20 protein-coding genes and 2 pseudogenes are annotated in these 24,930 nt (G+C 67.7%); 13 read left to right on the top strand and 9 right to left on the bottom strand.

Annotated elements, in window-relative coordinates:
* The first annotated feature begins 923 nt into the window (after nt 1-923).
* From ABT245_RS10650 to aspS, 5 genes and pseudogenes are all read left to right on the top strand, one after another.
* Nucleotides 924-1,613, top strand: a complete 690-nt coding sequence (locus tag ABT245_RS10650) for a DUF488 family protein, N3 subclade (protein WP_351731469.1) — start codon at nt 924-926, stop codon at nt 1,611-1,613.
* Between the two features lie 130 nt (nt 1,614-1,743).
* Nucleotides 1,744-2,288, top strand: a pseudogene (locus tag ABT245_RS10645) (DUF8758 domain-containing protein).
* Between the two features lie 23 nt (nt 2,289-2,311).
* A pseudogene (locus tag ABT245_RS10640) lies at nt 2,312-2,746 on the top strand (nucleotidyltransferase domain-containing protein); the annotation flags it as partial.
* A gap of 108 nt (nt 2,747-2,854) precedes the next feature.
* On the top strand, nt 2,855-3,484 hold the full coding sequence (locus tag ABT245_RS10635) for a hypothetical protein (protein ID WP_351731466.1): 630 nt from the start codon (nt 2,855-2,857) through the stop codon (nt 3,482-3,484).
* 479 nt (nt 3,485-3,963) lie between these two features.
* Complete coding sequence (aspS, locus tag ABT245_RS10630) at nt 3,964-5,274, top strand: aspartate--tRNA(Asn) ligase (RefSeq protein ID WP_351731464.1); 1,311 nt, start codon at nt 3,964-3,966, stop codon at nt 5,272-5,274.
* A 57-nt stretch (nt 5,275-5,331) separates the two neighbouring features.
* Here the strand turns inward: aspS and ABT245_RS10625 are convergent, their stop codons facing one another.
* From ABT245_RS10625 to ABT245_RS10610, 4 genes are read right to left on the bottom strand one after another with little or no spacing between them, the layout of a single operon-like run.
* Complete coding sequence (locus tag ABT245_RS10625; protein WP_351731462.1) at nt 5,332-6,102, bottom strand: hypothetical protein; 771 nt, start codon at nt 6,100-6,102, stop codon at nt 5,332-5,334.
* Between the two features lie 37 nt (nt 6,103-6,139).
* Complete coding sequence (locus ABT245_RS10620) at nt 6,140-7,045, bottom strand: radical SAM protein (RefSeq protein ID WP_351731460.1); 906 nt, start codon at nt 7,043-7,045, stop codon at nt 6,140-6,142.
* Nucleotides 7,042-8,343: a radical SAM protein gene (locus tag ABT245_RS10615; protein ID WP_351731457.1), complete on the bottom strand. Its 1,302-nt coding sequence runs from the start codon at nt 8,341-8,343 to the stop codon at nt 7,042-7,044. Before ABT245_RS10615 ends, ABT245_RS10620 begins: the two co-directional genes overlap by 4 nt.
* A gap of 5 nt (nt 8,344-8,348) precedes the next feature.
* Nucleotides 8,349-8,708, bottom strand: a complete 360-nt coding sequence (locus ABT245_RS10610; protein WP_039654280.1) for a hypothetical protein — start codon at nt 8,706-8,708, stop codon at nt 8,349-8,351.
* 358 nt (nt 8,709-9,066) lie between these two features.
* On the opposite strand from ABT245_RS10610, the gene ABT245_RS10605 reads away from it, so the two are divergent.
* On the top strand, nt 9,067-10,341 hold the full coding sequence (locus ABT245_RS10605; protein ID WP_351731454.1) for an NsdA family TPR-like regulatory protein: 1,275 nt from the start codon (nt 9,067-9,069) through the stop codon (nt 10,339-10,341).
* On the opposite strand, the gene ABT245_RS10600 is transcribed toward ABT245_RS10605, so the two are convergent.
* Nucleotides 10,322-10,981, bottom strand: a complete 660-nt coding sequence (locus ABT245_RS10600; protein WP_351731451.1) for an HAD family hydrolase — start codon at nt 10,979-10,981, stop codon at nt 10,322-10,324. The genes ABT245_RS10605 and ABT245_RS10600 overlap by 20 nt on opposite strands.
* A 679-nt stretch (nt 10,982-11,660) precedes the next feature.
* Entirely contained in the window at nt 11,661-12,362 is a 702-nt protein-coding gene (locus ABT245_RS10595) for a restriction endonuclease (RefSeq protein ID WP_351731448.1), read from the bottom strand.
* A 550-nt stretch (nt 12,363-12,912) separates the two neighbouring features.
* Here ABT245_RS10595 and ABT245_RS10590 point away from each other — a divergent pair.
* Together ABT245_RS10590 and ABT245_RS10585 are read left to right on the top strand one after the other, a co-directional pair.
* Nucleotides 12,913-14,358, top strand: coding sequence for a site-specific DNA-methyltransferase (locus ABT245_RS10590; protein ID WP_351731445.1), 1,446 nt, complete (start codon nt 12,913-12,915; stop codon nt 14,356-14,358).
* Nucleotides 14,355-16,790 (top strand): DEAD/DEAH box helicase, encoded by a 2,436-nt coding sequence (locus ABT245_RS10585; RefSeq protein ID WP_351731442.1) that lies wholly within the window; start codon nt 14,355-14,357, stop codon nt 16,788-16,790. The genes ABT245_RS10590 and ABT245_RS10585 overlap by 4 nt, the downstream gene beginning before the upstream one ends.
* Before the next feature lie 744 nt (nt 16,791-17,534).
* On the opposite strand, the gene ABT245_RS10580 is transcribed toward ABT245_RS10585, so the two are convergent.
* Complete coding sequence (locus ABT245_RS10580) at nt 17,535-18,782, bottom strand: phospholipase D-like domain-containing protein (RefSeq protein ID WP_351731440.1); 1,248 nt, start codon at nt 18,780-18,782, stop codon at nt 17,535-17,537.
* A 225-nt stretch (nt 18,783-19,007) separates the two neighbouring features.
* Here ABT245_RS10580 and ABT245_RS10575 point away from each other — a divergent pair, with 225 nt between their 5' ends.
* The 5 genes from ABT245_RS10575 (at nt 19,008) to ABT245_RS10555 (ending at nt 22,312) form a co-directional block, all read left to right on the top strand.
* Complete coding sequence (locus ABT245_RS10575) at nt 19,008-20,291, top strand: ferredoxin reductase family protein (protein WP_351731437.1); 1,284 nt, start codon at nt 19,008-19,010, stop codon at nt 20,289-20,291.
* 19 nt (nt 20,292-20,310) lie between these two features.
* Nucleotides 20,311-20,733 (top strand): FMN-binding protein, encoded by a 423-nt coding sequence (locus ABT245_RS10570; RefSeq protein ID WP_351731434.1) that lies wholly within the window; start codon nt 20,311-20,313, stop codon nt 20,731-20,733.
* A gap of 1 nt (nt 20,734) precedes the next feature.
* A complete protein-coding gene (locus ABT245_RS10565) occupies nt 20,735-21,475 on the top strand; it encodes an FAD:protein FMN transferase (protein WP_351731432.1) in 741 nt (246 codons plus the stop codon).
* Nucleotides 21,476-21,740: 265 nt separating this feature from the next.
* Nucleotides 21,741-21,992, top strand: a complete 252-nt coding sequence (locus ABT245_RS10560; RefSeq protein WP_351731429.1) for a type 2 periplasmic-binding domain-containing protein — start codon at nt 21,741-21,743, stop codon at nt 21,990-21,992.
* Complete coding sequence (locus ABT245_RS10555; RefSeq protein ID WP_351731426.1) at nt 21,989-22,312, top strand: LysR substrate-binding domain-containing protein; 324 nt, start codon at nt 21,989-21,991, stop codon at nt 22,310-22,312. The genes ABT245_RS10560 and ABT245_RS10555 overlap by 4 nt, the downstream gene beginning before the upstream one ends.
* 24 nt (nt 22,313-22,336) lie before the next feature.
* On the opposite strand, the gene ABT245_RS10550 is transcribed toward ABT245_RS10555, so the two are convergent.
* The gene (locus ABT245_RS10550; RefSeq protein ID WP_351731424.1) at nt 22,337-22,798 is read right to left on the bottom strand and encodes a DUF7144 family membrane protein; all 462 of its coding nucleotides are present in this window, start codon (nt 22,796-22,798) and stop codon (nt 22,337-22,339) included.
* Nucleotides 22,799-23,612: 814 nt separating this feature from the next.
* Entirely contained in the window at nt 23,613-24,929 is a 1,317-nt protein-coding gene (locus ABT245_RS10545) for a hypothetical protein (protein ID WP_351731421.1), read from the bottom strand.
* Between the last annotated feature and the right edge of the window lies 1 nt (nt 24,930).

Below are 24,930 nucleotides of genomic sequence, written 5' to 3'. Positions count from 1 at the left end.
CAAAAACGAGTTTCCTGGCGCCGAGCGATGCTGTTCCCCGCCCCCTCGACCCAGTGCAAGAAAGCTAGGACCGCAGATCTACCGAGCGCAAGCGGAAGTTCGATTTATGGCTACTCAACGCCTTTTAACGCCGACTGCCGGAATGCTTCCCAGGAAGGCCAATATGAGAGTTAGGCCCGACTCGTTGACTCGCCGCCTCCGGGCCGCTACATTTGCCGCACAGGCTGAAACTCGATCTTAGACCATATGTTCGAGGAGTGCCGCGTCAGCGGCTGACAACCTCGCCTTGTACGCGCTCGCAGGCCGCTCGTCGCACACAGAATTCCCTGCGCACTGGCGCATGCACTTTCTGACGTCCGCTATCACGTGGTGAAAGAATCCGCGATCGACGTCCGCCAAGTCCAACTTATCGTGGGCGGACTCTGAGGCTCCTCTCAAAAGCCGGCGGGTGGAGGACTCATGTGAGCCAGCACCGCAGAATGAGGCGGGCTCGGCAGCCGCAGGGAGACGATGCTGGGAGCCATCTGGGAGCCAACCCGCTCCCCGAGCCCCTTCGAGCCTACGCGAGACCAACCGTTCCCCCGCCTCTGACCTGCGGAAATGTCGTCGCTGCTGGCAGGCTCACCAACCGAACCTCATTCGGGACGAAGAGGTCGTGGGTTCAAATCCCGCCACCCCGACAGTGAAGTACCAGGTCAGGGGCCTGATCCGCAGCGCGGGTCGGGCCCCTGAGTGGTTCCTGGAGATCGCTTGGGAGAAATCTGGGAGAAGATCTTGGTCGGCTTCTCCCAGGAGCAGTCTTCAGTGCCGCAGGAAGAGCGGTGCCTGCGCGCCCTCGGACCTGCGCGTTCGCGAATCCAGGGCTCGTAGCTGACCAGGAACACCGCGGCGGGCCGCCCCAACGGTCGTTAGGAACACCGCACATGGCAGGTCATCGCTCAGCGCCTCCCCACGACCACGCCCGTGCGCTCGCCCGGCGGGTACGGGCGTTGCGGGAGGACCGCGGGTGGACGCGGGAACGGCTGGCCAAGGAGGCGGGCATCGCCGTCGGGACGTTGGGCCGGCTGGAGAGCGAGGGAGCTATCCAGCCAGGTTTCTTCACCGTCGGCGCGGTGGCCGAGGCTCTTGCGGTCTCCCTCGATGATCTGTACCGGGCGGCCCAGATCCCGCCCGTCACGCCCGGTCTCTGGTCAGCCGGATACGAAGGGCGGGACATCGACTCGTTCGTCGCCTCGCTCGTCGAGAGCCGCATCAGTGTCGTGGCGGACGTACGGCTAACCCCGATCAGTCGCAAGAAGGGCTTCAGCAAGACCCGCCTCGGGGAGGCTCTGACCGAAGCCGGCATCGAGTACACGCACCTGCGTGGCCTGGGCAATCCGAAGGACAACCGGGAGCCCTTCTGGGACGGCCGCGTCGAGGTGGGACGGGCGCGCTTCCGTGGCCTGCTGCAGTCCGAAGAGGCCCAGGCCGATCTTGACCGCCTCGCAGAGCACGCCCGAGCGTCGCGGGTCGCGGTGCTGTGCTTCGAGAAGGACGAGAGCCGCTGTCACCGGCAGGTCGTCCTGGAGACGGTCCGAGGCCGGGTCTCGGTCCCTGTGAATCCCCTGGCCTGACTTCGCCCCCGGCTTTCACACGCGCCCTTGCCAGCGGTGCATGCCTCTCTTCCAATCAGATCGGGGAGACCGATGGAGGGGGCACGCCATGGCGTCGTCGGCATTCGGGAAACGGCAGCGCGCACGGATCATGATCACGGTCAAGACGTATCCGGAGCTGTCCAACAAGTACCGCGAGACCAGCTGCGTGGCCGGCATACGCCTGGACCAGGGCGAGCCGCAGCACGTACGGCTCTTCCCGGTGCCCTTCCGGCTCCTGGCCGAGGACGCCCAGTTCTCCAAGTATTCGATCATCGAGGTCGACGTCGAGCCGCACAGTCCGGAGCGAGACTCACGCCCGGAGAGTCTCCGGCCCGACCTCGACACCTTGGAGATCGTGGGTGAGGTGCCGTCCGACGGCGGCTGGAAAAAGCGGTACCGGTATGTCGAGCCGCTGGTCGCCCCATCGCTCTGCGCCATCAAGCGGGATCAGGAGAAGCGTGGAACTTCTCTGGGGGTCTTCCGGCCCGCCGAGATCAAACGCTTCCGGCTGACCGGATGTGTGCCCCGAACCGGGCCGTCCACTTCTTCGTAGGCAACATCGCGGCCCATCCCAAGACGTTCATGCTGCTGGCCGTCTTCTACCCGGAGCGGAAGGTCGTCGAGTACGTGCAGGACAGTCTGTTCGGTGAGTGACGCGCCCCAGCCGGAAATTCCGCGCCGACGGGCTGCTGCTCTTCGACATCGACGGAGTCGGCGCCCGCCTCGCTGCTGAAGCCCGAAGGCTGACCGCCGCCGGACCGCCCACCGTGTCGGCCGAAGAGATCGATGACCGCCGCTACGCGATCACCGACCTCCTCGACGACCTCTCGGGAAGCACCGACCAAGGCGAGCGGCTGTTCATCGCCACCGAACTGGCCCGACGAACCGGTGAGTTGGCCTTGGCCATCGGCGGGTCTTGGAATGGAGGCGGGAAGTGGCTGGCTCGTCGACTTGAGTCCACGGCACCAGGGCTCAGCATGCGCCTGCATTACGCCGTCCGTGAGGTGCTGGACGGTCAGATCGAGCCCCTCCTCGACGTGGTGGACGAGGTACTCGGGCAGGCCGGCGGCCGGTTGCGGGATGGCTACAAGCGCGGCGGCGTAGCGCCATGAGCGGGCTGGAACCTGGCCGGGCGAGCGGCCTCGCTCGGCACCCGGCGCAGGCGGGGAGTGCGCAGAAACGGGTCGAGAGAGACGCTGAGGCGCTGGCACTCTGGGGCGATGTTGTTCAAGCTCACCGGGTCCAGCTGCTCGGGCAAGACGACGCTCGCTTACGCCGCGGTCGGCAGGCTCCGGCAGATCGTCGTGCACGACTTCGACGAACTCGGTGTGCCGGAGGGCGCCGACCTTCACTGGCGCCATCGCATGACCGAGATGTGGGTGCGACGTGCGCTGGAGTACCAAGAACGCGGCGTTGACCTTCTGCTCACGGGGCAGTCTCCTCTGGGCGAAGTCCTCGCCGTGCCCTCCGCGCCACTGCTGAACGGCATCGCCGTGTGTCTGGTTGATGTCGCCGACGAGGTCCGGCGCGCTCGCCTCGCCGAGCGTTCCCCCGGCCGGTGGGACGCTCCGGCGGTCGACGCCTTCCTCGGCTGGGCCGCATGGCACCGCAAGCACGCCCTCGACCCCCGCCACCGGCCCGACGTCATCATCGACAACAGCTGGCCCGAGATGGCCTGGCACCGCTGGACCAGCTGGCACGCCGGTGATCCTCGATGGCGCACTCAGCTGCTCGACACCACGGACCAACCAGTCACGAAATCCGTGGCCCAGGTCGAGCAGTGGGTCAACGAGCAGCGTGACGTGCATCAGGCTGGCCAGCTCGCCCTGAAACACGGTTGGGCATCATGATCCGTGCCGTCCCTTCTCACGACCATCGATCGCCTCTCGGCGTAGTCCAGGGCTCCGTCGGGCAGGGACGCGACAGTCGGCGGATCCGGTGAGTTCCTCGGCATCGGCGACCACCGTTTGTCACACGGACACGCTCACGGCAGGTTCTCCCCTCCACAAATGAGTTTCTTGATTGCCACCGCTGCCGCACGCTCCGTATCCTGCTGGGCAACGCGTTGAAGGAGACGAGTAGCCAGGGATCACGCGAGCAGAGAGAGCCGCCGGAAGCTGGGAAGGCGGTCTCGCGCCCCGAGGTGAAGACCCTCCTGAGCGCGGGGAGGAACGACCCCGGCTGGTGGTCCAATGCCCCGCCGGCCGGCCCCCGTCACCGGGCCTGAATGAGGCCGCCACTTTGTGGCGGCGAAAGTGCGGTGGTACCGCGAGTTGCCCTTCTCGCCCGCACTCCCAAGGGATCATGACGACGTCCTTCGGAGGACCGAATGATCCACAGCCGCGTACACGTCTCCGACCTACGAGAACACGTCGGCCGTACCGTTTCCGTCTGCGGGTGGGTGAACACCCTGCGCCTGCAGCGCAAGATGCAGTTCGTCATCGTGCGGGACAGCACCGGCATGGTGCAGGTGACTCACAAGCGTGACGACGGGCCGCTGGAGGCCCAGCTCGAAGCCCTCACATCCGAGTCCGCGGTGAGGATCACCGGCCGCGTCGTCGACGCTGCCCAGGTCAAGCTCGGCGGACTGGAGATCGTCCCCGAAGCGGTCGAGGTCCTGAACCTGGCCGCCACGCCGCTCCCGATCGACGAGCACACCGGCCTGGAGCAGCGGATGGACTGGCGCTTCCTGGACGTGCGCCGCCGTCCCGCCACCCAACTGATGTTCGCCGTGCAGACCACCCTGGAACAGGGCATGCGCGAGTACGCCTACGCCCAGGGCGCCACCGAGATGCACACCCCCAAGCTCATGGGCACCGCCTCGGAGTCCGGCGCGGAGGTCTTCAAGCTCGGCTACTTCGGCCGCAGCGCCTTCCTGGCGCAGTCGCCGCAGTTCTTCAAGCAGATGGCGATCGCGGCCGGCGCCGACAAGGTCTTCGAGATCGGGCCGGTCTTCCGCGCCGAGCCGTCGTTCACCTCCCGGCACGCCACCGAGTTCACCGGCGTGGACGTGGAGTTGGCCTGGATCGACGGGGTCGAGGACGTGATGGCGTTCGAGGAGCAGATGCTCGCCCATGCGATCGCCAAGGTCGCCGACGCGCACGGTGAGGCGATCGCCGAGCACTTCGGTGTCGAGGTCACCGTGCCCACGACGCCCTTTCCCCGCATCACCATGGCCGAGGCGCACGAAATCCTACGCAAGGGCGGCTGGGACCCCGCAGGGGTCAAGGAAGACCTGGACCCGGAAGGCGAGCGGAGCATTTCGGCCCACATCAAGGAGGCCACCGGACACGAGTTCGTGTTCATCACGCACTACCCGGTCGGCATCCGGCCCTTCTACCACATGCGGCCGGCCGACGACTCGAGCGTGACCTTGAGCTTCGACCTGCTGTGGAGGGGCCTGGAGGTCACCACGGGCGCGCAGCGCGAGCACCGGTACGACGTGCTGCTGAAGCAGGCCGCCGAGAAGGGCATGAGCACCGAGCCGATGCAGGACTACCTGAACGCGTTCCGGTACGGGTGCCCGCCGCACGGGGGCCTCGGCATGGGCCTCGGCCGGGTGCTGATGGTCATGCTCGGCCTGGACTCGATTCGCGAGGCGACCTTCCTGTTCCGCGGGCCGAACCGGCTTACTCCGTAACTCGGTTGTGGCTGCGTCCCACGACACGGGGAGCGCCTCGTGTCGTGGGACGCCGTCTCAGTAGCAGACATTGCGTAGGTCGTGCATCCACGCCTCGGAGGGGTTCTTGTCCCAGTAGGCCCGCAGTGCCAACTCCCGCTCAGAGAAGCGTCCTTGGTGGCACAAGCCACCGTGGGAAAGGGTGACGCTCATGGCGAGCTCCGACTTGGTGGTGACCCAGTGGGGTGTCAGAGCGTGGCTCCACAGCTGGTCTCCGGGCCGCATGGTGACGGAGTGGCGATCGGCCACATCGTGCTCGGGCGGTTCCTCGCCGGTCGTCTCACCGACGACCGCGGCGTCGGCCGACAAATGCTTGTCGGGGTCGAGGTAGCTGTGGAACGTCTTGGTGCCGTGGACCTGCCAGACCAGTCCGTGCGAGTTGTCATTGTGGTACGTCGAGGACGCGCCCTCGGTGGACAGGAACAGGATGGGTGCCAGACGCTGCCAGGTGAATCCCCGGGCAGACAGGTGGGTGCGCCAGGGGACCATGACCTCATCCTGAAAGCCGCTCAGGAGGTCGTCGTAGAAGCGGCCGGGATTGAAGTGCACCAGCCGGAACGGCCAGGTGACGACCTCTTCGAGCGGGGCGGTGCGGAAGGCGGCGGTACGGTCCATGCGCACCTGCCAGTCGTCGTCCCCGAGGATCGTGAACCGGACCTCCTCGTCCTGGCGGATGTGGTCCAGTACGTCGACGGCGGGCAGGAACGTGTAGTCGAAGCGAACGTCCAGCGGGAAGTTCGGCGGCTGCCGCCACCGGCGGGTGAAGTCATCAAGTGTCGTGATCGTCATAGGGCAGTCCATGGAGTCGTGTGCGGGCAGCCCGCCCTCACGCCTGCGTGGCGCACGACGCACTGCGTTCCTCGGACGCGGCGAAAGGGCGGCAGATGGCAGCGCAGTCCGGGGTTACCCGGTCCTGCGCCGGAGCGGTCAGGAACTGTCCGATCTCGGCACGGGGCGCGTGGACGCTGACAGACGCCTGGCCGTAGGGGCAGCGCCGCATGTGGCCGTCAGCGGACACGTACACGGTCGCCGAGCGGCACGACCAGCGATCGCCCCCTGTGGCGGGCAGCTGGAGATCCCGCAGCTCGCCGAGGTACTCCCGGTACCGGTCGGACAGATTGAAGTAGCGGCCCAGCACGTCGGCGTCGAGATGTTGCTGGACCAGATAGTCCTGCACCGACTTGCCGTCGCGGCGCAGGGCGCGCTCGTCGAGGACCACCGGGCTGAACTGGACCTCCACTCCTGCGTCGGATACGAGGCCGGCCAGGTCTCGGCACTCGCTGTCGCTCAGGCCCCAGCAGGTGACATGCAGGATCTTCGTCTCGGTGCTGATCGCGCGCAGCGTGTCGATGCCCGAAACAGCTGTGCGGGTAGTGCGTCCCAGCAGCATCGCGCCTTGTGAGTCGGCGGAGACGGTCACGTTGGCTAGCAGGTGCGCCACCGTGGTGAGGGTGACGACCTCGGCCACGGCCCGAGCCGAGGTCACCATCGACACCGACATGCCGAACTGGCGGGCCAGCCGTACGAGCTGCCTGAGCTGCGGATGGTGGGTCGGTTCGCCGCCGGTCAGGCATACGCCGTCCACGCCCAGCTCTTTCAGCCGCGACAGGGTGCGGGTGTAGGTCGCGGTGTCGAGGAAGCCGTGGGCGCGGTCGGCACGGAAACAGAAGCCACAGGCCACCTTGCAGTGCCCTGCGGTGGAGATCAGGGCCGTGCGAACGGGGGCGTTCATTGGACCCCCGTGTTGTCCCACACGGCGATCTCCACGGTGCTCGTGTAGAACGCGCACATCTCGAGGTCCGGGGTATTGCCACCAATGAGGGCCTGCTCGTTGCGGGACGGGCCGCCACAGATGGCGAGCGCCGGGCAGTTCCCGCACTCGGGGATGGGGGCGACCTTCTTCGCCACGCCGGTCAGGCTGTCCGGATCGGCTCGCACCTCATCGAGGGTGCGCAGGAACGACGGCTCGGTGAAGTTGATGTCGCACAGGCTGACCCGGTTGCCGGGCAGCAGGGCGGCGTTCAGGCTGCGGTCGCCTTGCATGTGGTCGAACAGCATCGGCCGGCGGGTGTCCAGGGCCTGGAAGGCGCGGTCCAGGACGGAGAACAGCATCCCACCCCGTGCCAGTGCGGTCAGCCGGGCCTCGTACAACTCGCGCGCCAGATCGGTGCCGTTGACTTGCCAGCGGCCCGCAGTAGGGATGGGCGTGTTGACGTAGATGAACTTCAGCCCGAGGTCATCGATGATCCACCGGACGGTCTCGGCGAGGCGTCCGATGTTCGCGGCCGTCGGGGTGAGGTTGCAGCCCACGTGCAGCCCATCGGCCTCGACGAACCGGGCGACGTTGCGGCGGATCCGGTCGTCCGCGGGCTGGCCGCCGAGCAGAAGGCGGTGCGCGGAGTTGATTCCCGGGGGACCGTCGATGGAGATGCCGACTCCGTACTCGTACGCCACGAAGTGGTTGAGGGCATCGTCGGTCAGGCGGGCACCGTTGGTGACGACCGTGCGCCGCACCCTCGCCACGTCGTAGCGGTCGGCGAGCGTGTCGGCGAGCCGGTCGCCGTACTGCATGAGGTCGAAGCGGATGGTCGGCTCGCCGCCGAACCACTGGATGGACACCTCTTCCTGCCCGGCGTTCTGCTCGAACAGGAACTCCAGGCCCTCCGAGAGCTCTTCCTTCGTCATGTCCGGCTTGCCGGTGTTGGTATCGACGAAGCAGTAGGTGCAGGCCATGTTGCAGCGGTCGGTGAGGACCACGCGCAGACCGCTGATGCGAGAGGGGCTGGCGTCCAGGCCGAGGAATCGAAGACGGTCACGGAGTGCGTCGCGCCGGTCGGCCACGGGGCCGCCGGGGGTGAAGCCGAGCCCTGCAAGGGCTTCATGAGTTGCGGTCGGGGGGACCCCGGCGAGGTCGTTGACCTCGCCGGAGTCGATGAACACACTGTCCAGCGCGACCGGGTCGAGGAGAACCGCTTCCCCGTCCCGCTCGTACTGGAAGTATTTCCCCCACAGCATCCGGGGGACGGCCATGGTGGTCAGGCCGCCGTTTCCTCTTCGGCGATCCCGAGTTCGCCCATGACCTCGCGGACCTTCTCCTCGGCGGCGGCCTGGAGCTTCGCGGAGGTGGCCGGCGAGCCACCGTCGGCGAGGACGATCACACCGGGCAGCGTCGGGTTCGGCGCGATGACCGTGATTCCGGCCGGGTCGGTACCGATGACCATGACCGCGTCCTTCAGCTCGACCCAGTCGGTGCGCTCCTTGAGCGCCTCGATGATGCGGCCCTGCTTCTCCTGGAAGGAGGCGCGCTCCCCCATCCACACGCCCGCCTTGGACTTGGAGTCCACGACGTCCGCGTAGATGAGGTGGTCCTTCTTCTCTCGCCTGGCTTGAGGCATGGCTGATCCTTCCTCGTGCGCTGGATGTACTCGAACAACCCCCGGAGACCGGCGGGTGCCGCCCCGCTCGGGGGGTGCGGGCGGGGCGGCGCTTGGCAGCACTGCGACAACCGGGCACGGGGTTGTGCAGGCCCCCGGTCTTCAGCCCCGCCGCTCTGCGGTGCACAGCAGCGTGGTGAGACGTGGCTTCGCAGTGACGTGATGACATCATGCTGACCCATGAGGTCCTATTCGAGGACTCTGACAGGTCATCAAGAGGACTTGTACGGGACCTTGTTGCTCTCTGGTGGGTGTGTTTGCGCCACGATGAGGACATCGCATGTCGCTCTCTGACGAGAGCTCGTCCCAGAGGAGATCCATGGCGCGTCCCGCAGGCAACATCAAGCTCAAGGCCGCCCGTCTGGCTGCCGGATACAACTCCCAGCAAGCCTTGGCCGACGCCATCACCAAGGTGGCGCCAAGCCTCGGCATCAGGGGACTGGCTGTCGGCGTCCGGCAGATCCGGCGCTGGGAATCAGCCTCACCGCCCTGGCCGCAGCCCGATGTGCACCGGGTCCTGACCCACCTCTTGGGGCAGAGCATGGAAGACCTCGGATTCACACCTCCGTGGGGAAGCGCACGGACCCAGCCCAGCACCGCGACCGGCAACACCTCCCGAGCACCCCTGGCCGGAGCCAGGCTCGCTTCCGTCCCCGCTCAAGGCGGAGCCACAACACAACCGACGACTGTCGGCAGGGATTTCGAGGCTGTCACCCGCGCGCATCGGCACCTGTACTGGTCCGTCGCCCCTGCCGTGCTGCATCCGGCGATCCTGGAGCATGCCCGTCTGGGGTGCGCTCTCCTCCCAGAGACGGCGAACCCAACCCGTCAGACCGTCGCGGCCGCACTGGCCGAGTCCTACCTGCTGGCCGGCCGTATCGAGTTCTTCGACCTGCAACAGCCAGGGCAGGCTTCAGAGACCCTCCTGCGGGCTCTACAGGCAGCAGGAGAAGCGGACGACCCTCTGCTCGGAGCAGCCATCCTCGCGCACATGGCCTTCATCCCGGGCTGGGCGGACGACCGGGAAGCCGCAGTCGAGCGCATGCTGGCCGCCCGTACCTACGCCCGCCGCGGGCACGCATCGGCGGAGTTCTGGGCGTGGCTGGATGCCGTAGAGGCGGAATGCGAGACCCGCTGCGGAGATCCTCACGCAGCCCTGCGCTTGATCCGCCGCGCAGAGGACACACTCGCCGAAGGCTCCGAACATGCCACGCCCGACTGGATGGACTGGTTCAGCCCCGTCCGCCTGTCCGCGTTCAAAGGCAACACACAGTTGAAGGCCGGCCACCTGCCGCAGGCTCGCCAGACGCTCCACGACGTACTCGACGGTCTGCCACCCGAGTCGGACAAACAGCGCACCGTCGTCCTCGGCGACCTCGCTGCGGTCGAAGCCGCGGACGGCAAACCGGAGGAGGCATGCAGGTACGCCATCATGGCCCTCGACCAGTTGGCCATCACTTGGTACGCCACTGGTATGGATCGCATCCGGGAGGTCCGGCGCACGCTCGCCCCCTGGCAGAACGAGCAGTGCGTCCGGAACCTCGATGACCGTCTCTACGACTGGGGCACGACGGTCAGCGCCCTTCAGCGTTGAACTTGGCGATCTTCTCCGGCAGTTCCGCCAGCGAATCAATGCGCATCGTCGTGATCGCGTCCGCGTCCGGGTCGCGCTGCTGGATCGTGCCCCAGGGGCCGCGCCGGATGAGTGCGGTCAGGAGCCCCGCCTGCACGGCAGGGCGGATGTCGTTGTCGAGCCGGTCACCGACGTAAAGGATCTCGCCGGGCTCGGCAGGCGTCGCCTCGATGACGTGCTCGAAGAAGCTGACGTCCGGCTTTGACGCCCCCCAGTCGTCACTGGTGGCGATCATGTCGGAAGGAAGGTCCAGCCCGCGCAGCAGACCGCCGGCCCGCACGGTCTGGTTCCCGGCGATGCCCACCCACAGCCCCGCCTCCCGCAGGGCGGCCAGAGTGGGCCGGACGTCCGGGTAGAGATCATCCTCGCCAAACCACTCCGGCTTCCCGGCAGCCGCGCGCTTCTCCCGCTCCTCGGTCAGGTCGAACCCGGGCCGGAACTCCTGGAACGTCTCCCGGTAGTCGCGCCCCTGCGCGATGACCGCCCCGAACATCGCCGCGAAGGTGTGCCGTGGCACCCCCAGCCAGTCCGCCCACGTCCCATACTCCCGGGTCTCGTCAACCAGACACTCGCCCACGTCGAATACCACCGCACGAATCATGCTCCGCAGGTTAGACGGTTCGGCACGACGGGCGAAGGGGAGCCTCTCGGACCGCAAAGGTCTCGACCGACGGCTGGTGAGCAGTGGATTCGGAGCATCCGGATGGGGAAACCGAGGACACGGGCCGGAGCTACCGGATCTGGCCCGTGTAGAGCGTGGTCAACGTGGTGCCAGTCACCAGGACGGGCAGGAACAGCACCTGGAGGCGCCGAAGCCGAACCGGCAGACGTATTTTGCCGATGCCGCAGCACCCATCCGATCTAGCCCAGCAGCTTCCGGAGAGGCCGTTGCCGCATGGTGTTGATCACTCCGCCATCCTCCGTAAGACCGTGGGAGCGACGGCGTCGACGATTGCCCGCGGCGTCGTGATCAGCGCCCGGTCCGGGCCTTCCAGGTAGCGAGGTTCCTCCTGGCCTTTTCCAGACGGCCCAGCATTACGAGCAGGGGGTGACGATCCCGGTTGCCCTCCCCTGCTCGACCGCCGCCAGGGCGTTGTGCCAGCCCTCGCACAGGGCGCGGCTCTCGAACGGTGCTGCCGGTCGACGTACGCCTCCACCACCTCCCAGTCATCTCGGCAACGGGCGAATTCAGCCGTTGCCGACAAGGTCCAGGACTGGGTCCGAAGACCCCGGGGGCAGCAAGCGCCGACACAGGCACCCATCCAATAGGCGAGGGGTCCCTACTCGTATGTCTCCTTCCAGCGGGCACGATGCCTACGGTCACCCTGCCCCGACCCGTTCACCTGGCTGAATGACAGGATCGAAGCGCCGTTGTTCCACAAACCGAGGTGATCACGGTGGACCGCGATCATGCCATTCTGCACTGCGGTCTGCTCAGCCGGTCCGGTGAAGTACGTGGTGGTGACGAAGATCGCGACATCGGTCTTGAAGTGAACCTGGGCCCCTAGAAGGTTTCGGACCTCAGGGCTCGAAACCCTGCTCTTCGGCGAGTAGCGCTTGCACTGGATCACCATGCTCCGGCCGTCCGGCAGACATCCCAGCACGTCCGCGCCATCGTCATGCGTGCCACCTACCCGACGAACCTCGGTGCATCCATTCCGTCGGCACAGGTCCACGACAAAATCTTCGAACTCGCCCCCCAACATCGCATCCACCTCGGTGAGGGACCGGTGGCCGGCCTTGACGGCCTCCTCCTGGCGCCACTGGTGATCACGGCCCTTGACCAGTCGGTTCGTACGCCATAGCCACCACCCGCCGACGGCGGCCCCACCGACAACGAGCCCGCTCACGAGGTACGGCCAGACCATCTGCCAGAACACGACCAGCAGGGCGAGGATGCCCGCACCGCCAATCAAGCTGACCTTGAGCCGCTGCTCGCGGCGCTTCCGCGCAACCGATCGACGTCGTTTACGTGCCGCCACCCAACCCCTCCCCGTCTTCTGAGGAGCAGTCTCTGCAACGCCCGCGGACCTCGATAAGGGCGCAGATCAGCCAATGGCTGACTTCGCCGACGGTGCTGTTGCACGGCCGCCCACGACGCATGAACAGTCTGGCAGTAGGTCGTCACGGGGAGTCGTCATCCCGGCCTCGGCGCCGTTGCACGAGCGCAGGTCTTTGGGCCAGGGCATGCGCCACCGCGAACCCACTCGGCCGTCACCGAGACACCTTCGTCACCCGTGGGCGCCCCGGAGGCATGATCGGAACGCACTGAAGCTGGATCGCGAGGTACGGCCGTGTCAGTGGCGGCCGGTACGGTTGCCATCAGTGTTAAAGACTCCGTGACGAATGTCGCGAGTCGGGCGGACGTAGAGGGAGTGGTCGACGGTGGCGAGTGGGCGCCTGACCCTGTCGTGGGTCGGCAGGGATGAGGCCCTGCTGAACACAGCGGACGGCGGATATGAGTGGGTATCTCGCCAAGACCCCCGGATTACGGAGGTGCGCCTACTCCGGGAGACCGGCAAGACGGGCGAGGTGACCGGAACTCCGACGGACAACCTGCTCATCCATGGCGACAGCTACGACGCCTTGCATGCCCTGACTCGCACTCCGGAGTACAAGAAGCACTACCGGGGAAAGGTCAAGCTCGTCTACATCGACCCGCCTTTCAATACCGGCCAGGCGTTCGAGCACTACGACGACGCACTTGAGCATTCCGTGTGGCTGACGATGATGCGGGACCGCCTGCTCCTCATCCATGATCTCCTGGCTCCCGACGGCTCTGTCTGGGTGCACTTGGACGACGCGGAGATGGCGTACTGCCGCGTACTCATGGATGAAATCTTCGGGCGAGGGAACTTCGTTGGCACCGTGGTATGGCAGAAGATCCACGCCCGGAACAACTCCGCCCAACATTTGTCCGCGGTTCACGACTACCTGCTCGTCTATGCCCGTTCCAAGAGTGACCTCGTACTCAACCGGATCGACCGCACTGAGCTGAGCGACCAGGAATTCTGGAACCCGGACAACGATCCTCGCGGACCGTGGCGCAGGTCGGACCTCACCGCGTCGCACGCTTATGAGGACGGCCGTTACGAAGTAGTCGGGCCGCATGGCGATGTGTTCGCTCCACGAGGAAACCGCTGGTGGTCGTGTTCGAAGGAGACCTTCGAAACACTGAGGCAGGACAATCGTCTCTGGTGGGGAAAGACCGGGCGTACCTTTCCCTTCCGAAAGAGGTTCCAGTCGGAGCTGGGCGGTCTGGTACCCACCACGTTTTGGACCCACGACGAAGTTGGGGACAACCGCCAGGCCAAGGGTGAGGTGACTCGCCTGTTCGACCGTTCGCGGATCTTCTCCACTCCAAAGCCTGAAGCGCTGCTGAAGCGAGTAATCCAGATCGCCAGCGACCCGGGAGACGTTGTCGCCGACGTGTTCGCCGGCTCCGGCACCACGGCAGCAGTCGCGCACAAAATGGGGCGCCGTTGGGTAACCGCCGAGCTTCTCGCAGAGACAGCAGACACCTTCACCCGTCCGCGATTGGAGAAGGTCGTCTCTGGCGACGACCCCGGAGGAGTAACGAAGGCCGTAGGCTGGGTAGGCGGAGGCGGCTTCCGGAGCCTGCAGGTGGCCCCGCCCGCGTTCGAAATCGCCCTTGGTCGGGCCTTCCTCGCCGACTGGGTCCACGGGGAAGACTTCGCAGCAATGGTGACTGCCCAACTTGGCTTCACCTTCGATGGAGTGAACAGCGGACCGTTCTGCGGGAGCCAAGGCCGGACCCGCTTGGCCGTGGTGGATGGTGTGGTGGACGACATCGTGGCCCGAAGCATTCTCGGACAGCTGGACGAAGGAGAGCGCGCAGTGCTCGTGGGCAAGGGAGTTACTCCCGAGGCCGAAAGTCTCGTTTCGGACTTGAGCCGTGGGTCCAAGGTACTGAAGGCCCCCCGTGACCTGGTGCGTCGTGGGAAGGTCGTGCGATGACGTGGATCAGCTATGACGCCGGGCTCGTGGACGACATCGCCGCGAGGCTCGACCTTCGGACGCCCAACGCCGGAGCCATCCATGCGGTCGCCGAGGCGATCGTGGATGGGGACGGCCGTGAGGTCGTCTGCGACCTGGCAACAGGCGTGGGCAAGACCTACATCCTCGCCGGGCTGGTGGACTATCTGGCCTCACAGGGGGTTCGCAACATCCTGGTGGTCACGCCGGGGACAACCATCCAGGACAAGACGCTCGCCAACTTCACTCCAGGGCACCCGAAGTACGTACCTGGCGGTGAAATCGAGCCCCTGGTGATTACCACTGAGAACTTCGCCCGCGGGCAAGTGGGCGACGCCCTGCACGACGACACCGTCACAAAGTTGTTCGTCTTCAACGTGCAGCAGCTGATCAGACCCAGCGACAAGACCTCCCGTCGCGTCCGCGCGCAGGACGAATTCATCGGCACTGGCCTGTACCAGCATCTCCAGCAGGTCGACGACCTCGTCGTGATCGCTGATGAGCATCACGTCTACAACACCAAGGCCAAGGCGTTCAACAACGCGATCGAGGATCTCGGGGCCCGGGCTGTGGTCGGCCTCACCGCGACCCCCGCACCCGGCGTCGAGCCGATCTTCCGGTACTCGCTGGCCGAAGCCATCGCCGACGGCTACGTGAAGATTCCCGTGATCGTCTATCGCCCCGACGGGCGCAAGGACGAGCAGACGGTACTGGCAGATGCCTACCACCTGTTGCGGATAAAGGACGCCGCGTGGACCGCCTGGGCGGAGAGCCAGGAGGAAGCTCCTGTCCACCCCGTGCTGTTCGTGGTGTGCCGCGACATCTCGGACGCCGATCGGGTCGCGAACCGGCTAACCGCCGAGGACATGTTTCCTGGCGAGGGACAGGTTCTCACCATCACCTCGCAATCCAGCGACGTCGCGCTACGGGCGCTGGCCGCCGTGGAGGAACCCGACTCGCCAGTGCGTGTCGTGGTGTCGGTGAACAAGCTGAAGGAGGGCTGGGACGTCAAGAACATCGGCGTCATCGTCGGTCTTCGGGCCCTCGCTTCGGAGACCCTGACGGAGCAGGTTCTCGGCCGTGGCCTGCGACTGCCCTACGGGCGTCGGGTCGGCACGCCGATGGTCGACTCGGTCGACTTGGTCGCCCACGAGTCCTACCGGCAGCTGTTGGCCAACAAGGAGGCGCTGCTCCAGCAGGTTCTGCCTGCTGGCGGCGGTGAGATCGACGATGATCGTCCCCGGCTTGCCGTCCCCGCATCTGGTCAGCCGGGCGGCGAGGGGCAACAAGCACAACAGGACATGCTGAACTTCACCTCCAGGCCGCGCATCGTCGGCGACGACTTGGTGGACGGCTCACTGCTGCTGCAGGTCGAGTCGATGGATGACGCACTCGCCCAGGGCGAACGTGATAAGAAGGCCGCCGCCACGCTTCGTGCCAAAGTGCCCGGTGCACCAACGATCCGCTTCCCTCGGCGTGAGCGAGAGATCCTGCCGGTCAAGTTCTCGTTCAGCTACATCGACAACTCGTCTGCCCGGGCAGAGGGAGCCGCCTACGCACAAGAGTTCAAAGTCACGCTCGCCCGTCTGGAAGCGGATCCTCAGCGCCGCATGGACGGAACGCTCGGAGTGCATTGGAAAGCCGCCGAATCGGTGGATGCCACACAGAAGCACATCCCGATTTCCGCGTTGCGCAGTGACCTTTTTGACCGGATCTGGAACAGCGGTTACGTGGACGAGAACCTCGCGGAGGTTCGGGCCGCCGAGCGCGTCGTGCGCGAGTTCCTAGCTGGCGCCGGCGTCACCGCAGAAGACCAAGACCACCAGTGGGGAGAACTGCGGGCCACCCAGGCCGCCACCGCCCTCGGCAATCTTGTCGAAGCCGCCTACAACAACCGCAAGCTCCAGCCCAGTTATGCCTTCCGACCGGTCGACGTGCCGACCGTTCCGCCGCCGCCCATGCCGTCGAACGTCGTGAGTAAATGGGAGAAGTTCCGCAAGGACCTCTGGTACGCAGACTGGGAGCATTCCATCGAACCGGTCGCCTCCTTTGATGCCCGCAGTACCGAATACACCTTGGCGCACCTGTTCGACGGTAGCCCCAGCATTCAGTGGTGGTTGCGCAACTACGATCCAGGCCCCATCTGGATAGAGCGGGACAACGGGAAGAAGTACTACCCGGACTTCATCGTCCTGGACACACAGGGCACGTACTGGGTCGTGGAAGGGAAGGCCAACGACCGGGCCAACGACCCTGAGGTGCAAGACAAGAAACGGGCCGCCGAGGACTGGGCTCGCTTCGTCCGGGACTTCGAAGAATTCGGCACGTGGCGGTACATCTTCGCGACGGAAAGCATCATCAAGAACGCCCAGAATTCTTGGGAATCGCTCCTCGCACTCGCCAAACCCGAGTAGAGCCACGTATGGCAGACCCACGTATGGCGGGGCTTTCCGTTTCGGATGGCCCCGCCACCGCTGTATCCCAGTTGCAGATGCCCGAGGACTCTGGTGCCTTCAGCCGACCACAGTGACGCCCGCGCCCCTCCGGCTCGGCCATCGACTTCACTCATTCCGGCGCTCGGGCCCGCGGCCTCGACCGACTACGAACCTACCCCGCCTGTTGTCCGCCCTGCAGCAGGCGGGCTATGTGAACGCAGCGCGCTTCACCGTCACGACCTCGCCCGCTTCCTTCAGTTCATGCTGCAGTCGGCCAGCATCTCCGGGTGGGCCGGATTCGGCCCTGCCTGGACTGCACGGTCGCTCTGATCTCCCACAGCATGGCCCTCGGTGACTCCCACTTGGTCGTCCTGCCGATCAGCCCGATGCGTAGTAACCACCGGCCCGCACCCTGCCTACCTACCGGTCGCGTCTCCCAAGGTCGACGAGCTGAACACGCTGCCGATCTGTACGGCGCGCCGTTACGTCTACACCCAGCCGGGCAGTCCCCTGCGCCCCTTCATCACCCGGCAGATCCATGAGCGCGAGTGCGCCGAGAGATGGCCTTCTGTCGGGTGACCGTGAAACCGCTTTGGGGTCAGACGTCCTGGTCGAGTCGCCAGGCCGTGCGGTACTGCCACCGCCACGATCGGCACCGTGGACTCGACGTTCCTGCTGCCGGATCCCGCGGCAGCGGCAAGCGGGAGGCACCACGGCTGACAGTTATCGGCGCTGGTCAGCGATCAGCTCAAGGTAGCGGGCGTACTGGGTGTCGGCGATCTGGCGGTTGCGGACGAGGCTTCCTTCTTCCATGCGGTAAGTGCGTTCGGGGTCACCTTTGAAAGAGAGCCAGTTGAACGACGTGGTCACCCAAACGTCGTCGTGGACGAGAACCTTGGCGTGGGTGCTCTTCAGGCGCGTGAAGCTGAGTTTGTCGCGGTAGCGGTCGGCGAGGTTGGTGAGTTTACGGACGGAGGCCGGGTCGGTCTTGGTGTCGTTCTCCTCGTAGCCGTAGGCAATGTCCACTTTGACGCCTTGTTTGACCCGTCGTTCGAGTTTGCTGAGGAAGTCGGTGGTGATGATCGCGTTCTTGATCCACGGTGAGATGATCAGGAGTCGGCGACGGGCGTTGGTGAGTGCGTCGTCGAGGACGTCCGGGTGCTCAAAGACGCCGATGGCTCGGATCTCGTCTGCCTGTGGCTGCTGAACTGCCGGCGGACCGGGCGTGGGGGCTTGAGCGCCGAGCTGGAATGCGGCCTGTTCTGCCCGGTGCTGGATGACCTCCTGCAGCGGTACGCGGGCCTTTTCAAGGTCGGGGTCCAGGAGAGGGCGTTCGGGGGGCAGCGCGACGGTGATGCCGAGGGCCTTGGCACCACCGTGGCCGATGAGGGCGAGTTCGTGGGCCTGACTCAGCTCGCCGTCGACGACGATGCCGACTTCGACATCGGTACGGTCCGCGTCGGCGTACACCAGGAGTTTGACCGGCAGGACGCGGCGGGCCGGAGCCTGGGAGATACCTTTGACCTGGAGGACTTCGCGGTTGTTGTTGCCGTTCTCGCGGAGCAGAGCGGTGATTTCGGCTGCGGTGACGTCTCCGTCGTTGACGGGCCCAGACCGTGCGACGGGCAGCATGATCATGCCGTTTTCCTCGGCCTGCCCGCGCGGGATGGTGGTGCGGCGGTCGTAAGGGGCTACTTTCCACAGCATCTGGTCATAGACGAGGGGCTGGTTGACCCGCACGGGCGCTACCGCGGCGGCCTTTTGAGCGGTGAGGTGGCCCTTGTCTGTGAGCCGCAAGCCGGGGGCCCGGCCTGCGTCTGCGGCGGTGGGGCGGGCCCATTTGAGGTCGTCCGAGCCGAACAGCACAGCGACGGTCCGGTCGACCATGTTTTCGGGCAGGCCGAGCAGGCCGGCGATGCCACGCGCGCTGCTCACGTTGTGGTCGACCAGCCGCAGTACGAATTCCTCCATGAGCGGGAGGTCTTTGCTGTCCTGGGCGAGAACCTCGGCGGTGATCCGGGCGACGGGCAGTGCGACGTCGGCGATCTGGATGAGTTCGAGTCCGGGACGGGTGTTGTGGAAGCGGAGGGCCAGGAGGCTGTCGTCACCGAAGGCGGGGCTAGACTAGGAGCTGCCGTCCCGTGACGACCGTCCAATCACCCCCTGCGCCCCCCCACGGCGATACGCCCCAGGGTGGTGGCCCGCACGGGCCTGTACGCGGTGCTCGCCGTCAACGCGGCCGTGGTCGCCTTCTTCTTCGTCCAAGCGGGCTTCGCCTCGAACGCCCTGGTCGTCATCGGCCGCTTCGCCGGCCTGTACGCCGCCCTGGTCATGGCCTTCCAGCTGGTCCTCGTGGCCCGCCTGCCCTGGCTCGACCGCCGCATCGGCATGGACCGGCTGACCAGTTGGCACCGCTGGACCGGCTTCGCCCTGCTGTGGACGCTGCTCGCGCACGTCGTCTTCATCACCTACGGCTACGCCGCGGGCACGGGCGTCGGCCCGATCACCTCGCTCATCGACCTCGCCCGGACCACCGAGGGTGTGCTGCGCGCGATCGTCGCGTTCTTCCTCATCCTCGTCATCGGCGCGGTCTCCGCCCGCTACGCCCGTCGCCGTCTCGCCTACGAGACCTGGCACTTCATCCATCTGTACGCGTACGTGGCCGTGGTGCTCGCCTTCACACACCAGGTCGCGATCGGTACGACGTTCACCTCGTCGCCTGCCGCGACCGCGTACTGGTACGGGGTGTGGGCCGTGGCGCTCGGCTCGGTCTTCCTCGGACGGGCCGCCCTGCCGCTGTGGCGCAACTGGCGCCACCGGTTCCGGGTCTCGGAGGTCGTCCGCGAGTCCGAGAACGTGGTCTCGATCCACATCACCGGACGGGACCTCGACAAGCTGCCCTCGCAGGCCGGCCAGTTCTTCCTGTGGCGCTTCCTGACCAAGGACCGCTGGTGGCAGGCCAACCCCTTCTCCCTGTCCGCCGCCCCCGACGGCCGAAGCCTGCGCCTGACCGCCAAGGCAGCCGGTGAGGGCAGCGCGGCCCTGCGCCACCTGAAGGTCGGCACGCGCGTGTTCGCCGAGGGCCCCTACGGCGCCTTCACCACCCTGCACCGCAGGCGCACCGAGTCGGTGCTCATCGCGGGCGGCGTCGGCGTCACCCCGATCCGCGCGCTCCTGGAGGACATCGAGGGCCATACGGTCGTCATCTACCGGGTCGCCGTCAAGCGCGAGGCCGTCCTCTACGACGAGCTGCGCGACCTCGCGTTCGCCAAGGGCGCCGAGCTGCATCTGGTGACGGGTCCCGTCGTGCCCAACCAGCTGTCGTGGCGCAAGGTGCGCCAGATGGTGCCGGACATCGAGGAGCGGGACGTCTTCCTGTGCGGGCCGCCGCCGATGATGAACTCCGTTCTGGAGACGCTGGACCATCTCGGCGTGCCCAAGGAACAGATCCACTTCGAGCGCTTCAGCCTGGCCGGCTGAGACAGACGAGGACACCATCGTGAAGCGAGCCATACCCGTCGTTGCCTTCAGCGTCGTCGGCCTGATCTCCGTCTGGCGCTACGAGCCTTCCCTCGGCCCCACGGAACCCGCCGCTGCGCCGGCCCCGACATCCTCCGCATCCGCCTCCGCGGGTTCCTCAGGTTCCTCGGGTTCCTCCTCCACCAACGTCGTCAAGGGGACGACGATCACGACGGAGAAGGGCCCGGTGCAGGTCGAAGTGACCTTCAAGGGCAACAAGATCACCACAGTGAACATGCTGCAGCAGCCCAACCACCCGCAGACCAAAGCCGCCGTACCGAAACTGATCGCGGCAACACTGAAGACACAGACCGCGAAGATCGACACAGTGACCGGCGCCACAATCACCAGCGAGGCCTACAAGAAGTCCCTCCAGGCCGCCCTCGACGCAAAGGGCGCCTGACATGCGCCGCGTCGAACACGTCATGGGGTTCCCCGTCTCGCTGCGGATCGACGACGTGGACGTGGCGGAGGAGGCCGTGGGCGCGGTCTTCGCCTGGCTGCGCGAGGTCGACGAGCGGTTCAGCCCGTTCAAGGCGGACAGCGAGGTGTCGCGCCACGGCCGCGACGAGCTGGCACGGCACGAGTTGAGCGCCGACCTCGTGGAGGTGCTCGACCTGTGTGAGCACTACCGTCTCGCCACCGGTGGCGCGTTCGACGTACGGCTTCCGGGGCGCGGGTTCGACCCGTGCGCGGTGGTCAAGGGCTGGTCGGTGCAGCGGGCCGCCGAGTCGCTGCGCGCGGCTGGTGTGCGGCGGTTCTGCCTCAACGCCGGAGGCGACGTCGTCGCGTCCGGCGGGCCCTGGCGGGCCGGGGTACGTCACCCCGAACACGCCGACCGGCTGTGCGCCGTCCTGGAGTTGACCGACACTGCAGTCGCCACCTCCGCCCGCTACGAGCGCGGCGACCACATCATCGACGGCCGCACGGGGCGTCCGGCGACGGGCCTGCTCAGCATGACGGTCGTGGCCGCCACCCTGACCGAGGCGGACTCGGTCGCCACGGCCGCCTTCGCGATGGGCGCCGAGGGCATCGAGTGGGCCGCGTCCCTGCCGGGCTGCGAGGTGTTCGCGGTGGACGCCGACAGGCAGGTGCTGCGCACGCCCGGCCTCCCGGTGGCCGAGGAACCCTCGGCGGCCGCCTGATCGCCTGCCCGGGATGACGGACGGACCCCGGTCCTTCCGGAGCCCACTGGGGAGCCAACCCGCTCCCCGAACCTCACCCAGGGCCTTCGAATGGCGCTACCTGGACGACGAAGGGACTGAGCACATTGGAGTGCCCAAGGACACGACGTACTTCACTCCACCTTCGGGCTGAAGCACTGCGCGGCGAGACCACGGTCGGTGTGATGCAGGGCCTGTACGCGGGCCTCGCCACCGCGCTGGCCCGCTTCCACCGCGAGCACCCGGGGTGACGGTGCGGCTGCGGCAGACGCCGGCCGAACGGACCCCGCAGGGCCTGCGCGACGGCGCCCTCGACCTGGCCGTCGCCGCGCTCGACGCGTACCGGCTGCACGGGCTGAGCACCCGGTTACCGGCCCGGGAGGAGATGGTCCCGGTGACCGCGCCTGGCGCGGGCCCGGGCCGACGGGGACGGCGGGGACAGCGGAGACAGGGGGGACAGGGGGAACAGCGGGGACGGCGGGGACGGAACGGGCGGTGACTACGCCGGCCGAGGCGGCGCGGCTGGCCCTGGGGAGCTTTCCGCCGGACTGGGCGATCCGGCACGCGGTCGACCGAGCCTTGCGGTCGGGCTCCCCCGAACGCACCGCCGCCTTCGAGGTGAACGACCTCATGGCGGCAGCCGAGCTGATCCGGCACGGGCTGGGCGTGAGCATCATGCCCCCGTCGGTGGCGGTGTGGTTCCAGGAGCCGCCCACGCGGCCCTTCCCCGCGCACGCCCCGGTGTGGACGCTCAGGCTCGTCCACACCCGTGCGGAGCAGCCTCCCGCGATCACCGCGCTGCTGCGTCACATCGGGTGACCGGACAGCGGGCCGGCGGGAGCCTCAGGTCACCGCTGTCTGGCGGGAGGCCAGCGCCCAGATCACGAACAGCGCGATCGCCATGATGACCAGGGACCACAAGGGCGCGTACGGCAGGAACAGGAACTGGGCGATCAGGACGAGCGCGGCCAGGAACAGGCCCGCGTAACGGGCCCAGGCCATGTCCCTCAGCAGGCACAGGCCGGTCACGACGGCGAACGCGCCGAGCACGATGTGGATGATGCCCCAGCCGGTCAGGCTGATCTCGTAGATGTAGCTGCCGATACGGGCGTACACGTCGTTCGCGGCGACCGCCGCGACGCCCTGGAGTACGGCGAGGACGCCGCCGCACAGCAGCAGGACAGCGGCGAAGACCTCCCCACCGGTGACCCGGGCGCCCGCCGGCCGCGTGGCCTGTCCTGGCGGTGGCTGGCCTCCGGGGCCGGGGTGTGGGGTGCCGGACGGATGTGCCGCGTGGTCGCTCATGAGCGGTGTTCCCTTCTCCCACCCCGGTCGGCTTCTGCTCGGGTTCTTCTTGGGTTCTGCCGGGTTCTGCTCGGGTTCTGCCTGGCTTCCGTCATCACGCCGGATGCCGCTCGCTGGCGGGCGGCGTGGCCGCGTCGGAGCCGCGCGCCTCGTCTACTCGCCGGGTTTCCGAGCCTCGGGCCCGTCGGGGCGTCCGGCCAGACGACGAACACCGAACGGGTGAGGGCCGCAGGCCCGTGCGAGCGGCATACGGGGCTCAGGCCGAGGACCGGGGCGGGGTCGGCCGCGGCGCCTGGGCGAGGACCGGGGCGCAGTCGGCCGCGACGCCTGGGCGAGGACCGAGGTGGGGTCGGCCGCAGCGCCAGGGCGAGGCCCGGGACGCGGTCCGCCGCGGCGCCAAGCCGAGATCCAGGGCGCAGTCAGCCACAGCGCCAGGCCGAAGCCCGCGGCACAGTCGCCCGTGGTGTCAGGGCGAGGTCCGCGCAGTCGTTTCCGCAGCGCCAGGCCGAAGCCCGCGGCACAGTCGGCCGTGGTGTCAGGGCGAGGTCCAGGGCGTAGTCGGCCACAGCGCCAGGGCAAGGCCCGGGACGCGGTCCGCCACAGGGTCAGGCCAAGACCCAGGGCGCAGTCAGCCCCGGTGTCAGGCCGAAGGCCGGGGCGCGGTCCGCCGCGGCGCCAAACCGAGATCCAGGGCGCACTCGGCCACAGCGCCAGGCCGAAGTCCGCGGCACAGTCGGCCGTGGTGTCAGGGCGAGGTCCGCGCAGTCGTTTCCGCAGCGCCAGGCCGAAGCCCGGGACGGGGTCCGCCGCGGGGTCAGGGTGAGGGCCGGGGTGGGGGTGGCTGTGGTGTCTCCTGCTGCGTGGCGTCGTCCTGTGCCGCGAGGAAGTGCACGACCGCGAGGGCGAACAGCAGCGCCAGTGCCAGGCCCAGCACCACCCAGCCCGTGGGACGGCTCCACAGCAGACAGGCGAGGACGGCCGCGGCGACCAGCACCCAGGTCAGCCACCGGCGGTGGCGGCGCGCGAACGGCCCCACCGGACCCGTACGCAGCCCGAGCCGGTCGGCCGTGCCGCGGGCGGCGCCGAGGCCCGCGTGCCACAGCCGTCGTACGGCACTCGCGTACCGGCCCGGTCCGGTCAGCCACGCGGCGAGCGCGACGACCACGCCCAGCGTCACCACCGTCCGCACCGTCGTGCGCAGGAAGCGGGTGAGCGTGTCGTACACGGCCCCGGCGGCCGGACGCGAGACGCCGGCCGGCAGGGCGTCGAGGTAGAAGCCGCGGAAGACGGTCAGCACGATGCCGAGCAGCAGCGTGGTCACGGCGATGCCGAGAGCGCCGGCGACCAGCGCGCGGCGGCGCCGTACGGCGAGCAGCACGCCCGCTGCGACCAGCAGGACCGCGATGACGGGCAGCCAGTTCCCGGCCACCTGCAGCAGTCGCAGATACGTCCTGGCCCGGCCGACGTCGTGCGCCTGGGCGATGGTGAAGTCGGTGTGGACCGCGGGGATCTTCTGTGCGACGGTCAGTCCGGCGTCGACGAGCCGCTTCTTGACCTGGTCGATCACCGGGGCGAGGTCGACGGTCACGGTGTCGCCCTGGAGCTTCACCGCGCCGCCGCCGTGCCCGGTCAGGGCCTTCTCGACGGTGCCGTGGATGCGGCGGTTGGCGTCGGCCCAGAAGGTCTGGAAGGCCCCCGAGGCCAGGACGTCCTCCGCCTTGTCGTGCACGAAGGCGCGGACGGCGCCCTCCAGGGCCCCGCCGAGACCGCCGAGGGCCTGCCGCAGCCGGGGGCGGTCGGCCGGAGCGACGTCCGCCAGCAGGGCGTTGAGGTCGAGGTGGGCCATCAGGGCGTCGGTGACGCGGGTGGCGGCGGCCGCCCGGACGGCGGGCTCGGCGGCGAGCGGGGCGACCGTGGCGACGTAGCGGTCGGTGTCCTCGACGGTGTCGGCGCTCCACGCGGCCAGCACCCCGAGGGGGGCCAGCGCACAGCCCACGACGAGGAACAGTACGGCGAGCAGCGAGCGCGCCCGGTGCCGGGCCGGGCGTGGTTCGCGCCCGGCCTCCAACGCGGCCACCCGGGCCCGCAGTCGGGCCAGTTCGTCCGCGTCCGGGACAGGCTGCTCCGGCATG

Origin of the sequence: Streptomyces sp. NPDC001508 (genome assembly GCF_040298665.1) — a bacterium.
Taxonomy (GTDB): Bacteria; Actinomycetota; Actinomycetes; order Streptomycetales; family Streptomycetaceae; genus Streptomyces.
This window is presented reverse-complemented; position numbering and strand designations above follow the sequence as displayed.

Bases quoted from the DNA above. Each gene is read 5' to 3' on its own strand.
- ABT245_RS10650 (WP_351731469.1), top strand. From the start codon at position 924: ATGGCAGGTCATCGCTCAGCGCCTCCCCACGACCACGCCCGTGCGCTC.
- ABT245_RS10635 (WP_351731466.1), top strand. From the start codon at position 2,855: ATGTTGTTCAAGCTCACCGGGTCCAGCTGCTCGGGCAAGACGACGCTC.
- aspS (WP_351731464.1), top strand. From the start codon at position 3,964: ATGATCCACAGCCGCGTACACGTCTCCGACCTACGAGAACACGTCGGC.
- ABT245_RS10625 (WP_351731462.1), bottom strand. From the start codon at position 6,102: ATGACGATCACGACACTTGATGACTTCACCCGCCGGTGGCGGCAGCCG.
- ABT245_RS10620 (WP_351731460.1), bottom strand. From the start codon at position 7,045: ATGAACGCCCCCGTTCGCACGGCCCTGATCTCCACCGCAGGGCACTGC.
- ABT245_RS10615 (WP_351731457.1), bottom strand. From the start codon at position 8,343: ATGGCCGTCCCCCGGATGCTGTGGGGGAAATACTTCCAGTACGAGCGG.
- ABT245_RS10610 (WP_039654280.1), bottom strand. From the start codon at position 8,708: ATGCCTCAAGCCAGGCGAGAGAAGAAGGACCACCTCATCTACGCGGAC.
- ABT245_RS10605 (WP_351731454.1), top strand. From the start codon at position 9,067: ATGGCGCGTCCCGCAGGCAACATCAAGCTCAAGGCCGCCCGTCTGGCT.
- ABT245_RS10600 (WP_351731451.1), bottom strand. From the start codon at position 10,981: ATGATTCGTGCGGTGGTATTCGACGTGGGCGAGTGTCTGGTTGACGAG.
- ABT245_RS10585 (WP_351731442.1), top strand. From the start codon at position 14,355: ATGACGTGGATCAGCTATGACGCCGGGCTCGTGGACGACATCGCCGCG.
- ABT245_RS10580 (WP_351731440.1), bottom strand. From the start codon at position 18,782: ATGGAGGAATTCGTACTGCGGCTGGTCGACCACAACGTGAGCAGCGCG.
- ABT245_RS10565 (WP_351731432.1), top strand. From the start codon at position 20,735: ATGCGCCGCGTCGAACACGTCATGGGGTTCCCCGTCTCGCTGCGGATC.
- ABT245_RS10550 (WP_351731424.1), bottom strand. From the start codon at position 22,798: ATGAGCGACCACGCGGCACATCCGTCCGGCACCCCACACCCCGGCCCC.
- ABT245_RS10545 (WP_351731421.1), bottom strand. From the start codon at position 24,929: ATGCCGGAGCAGCCTGTCCCGGACGCGGACGAACTGGCCCGACTGCGG.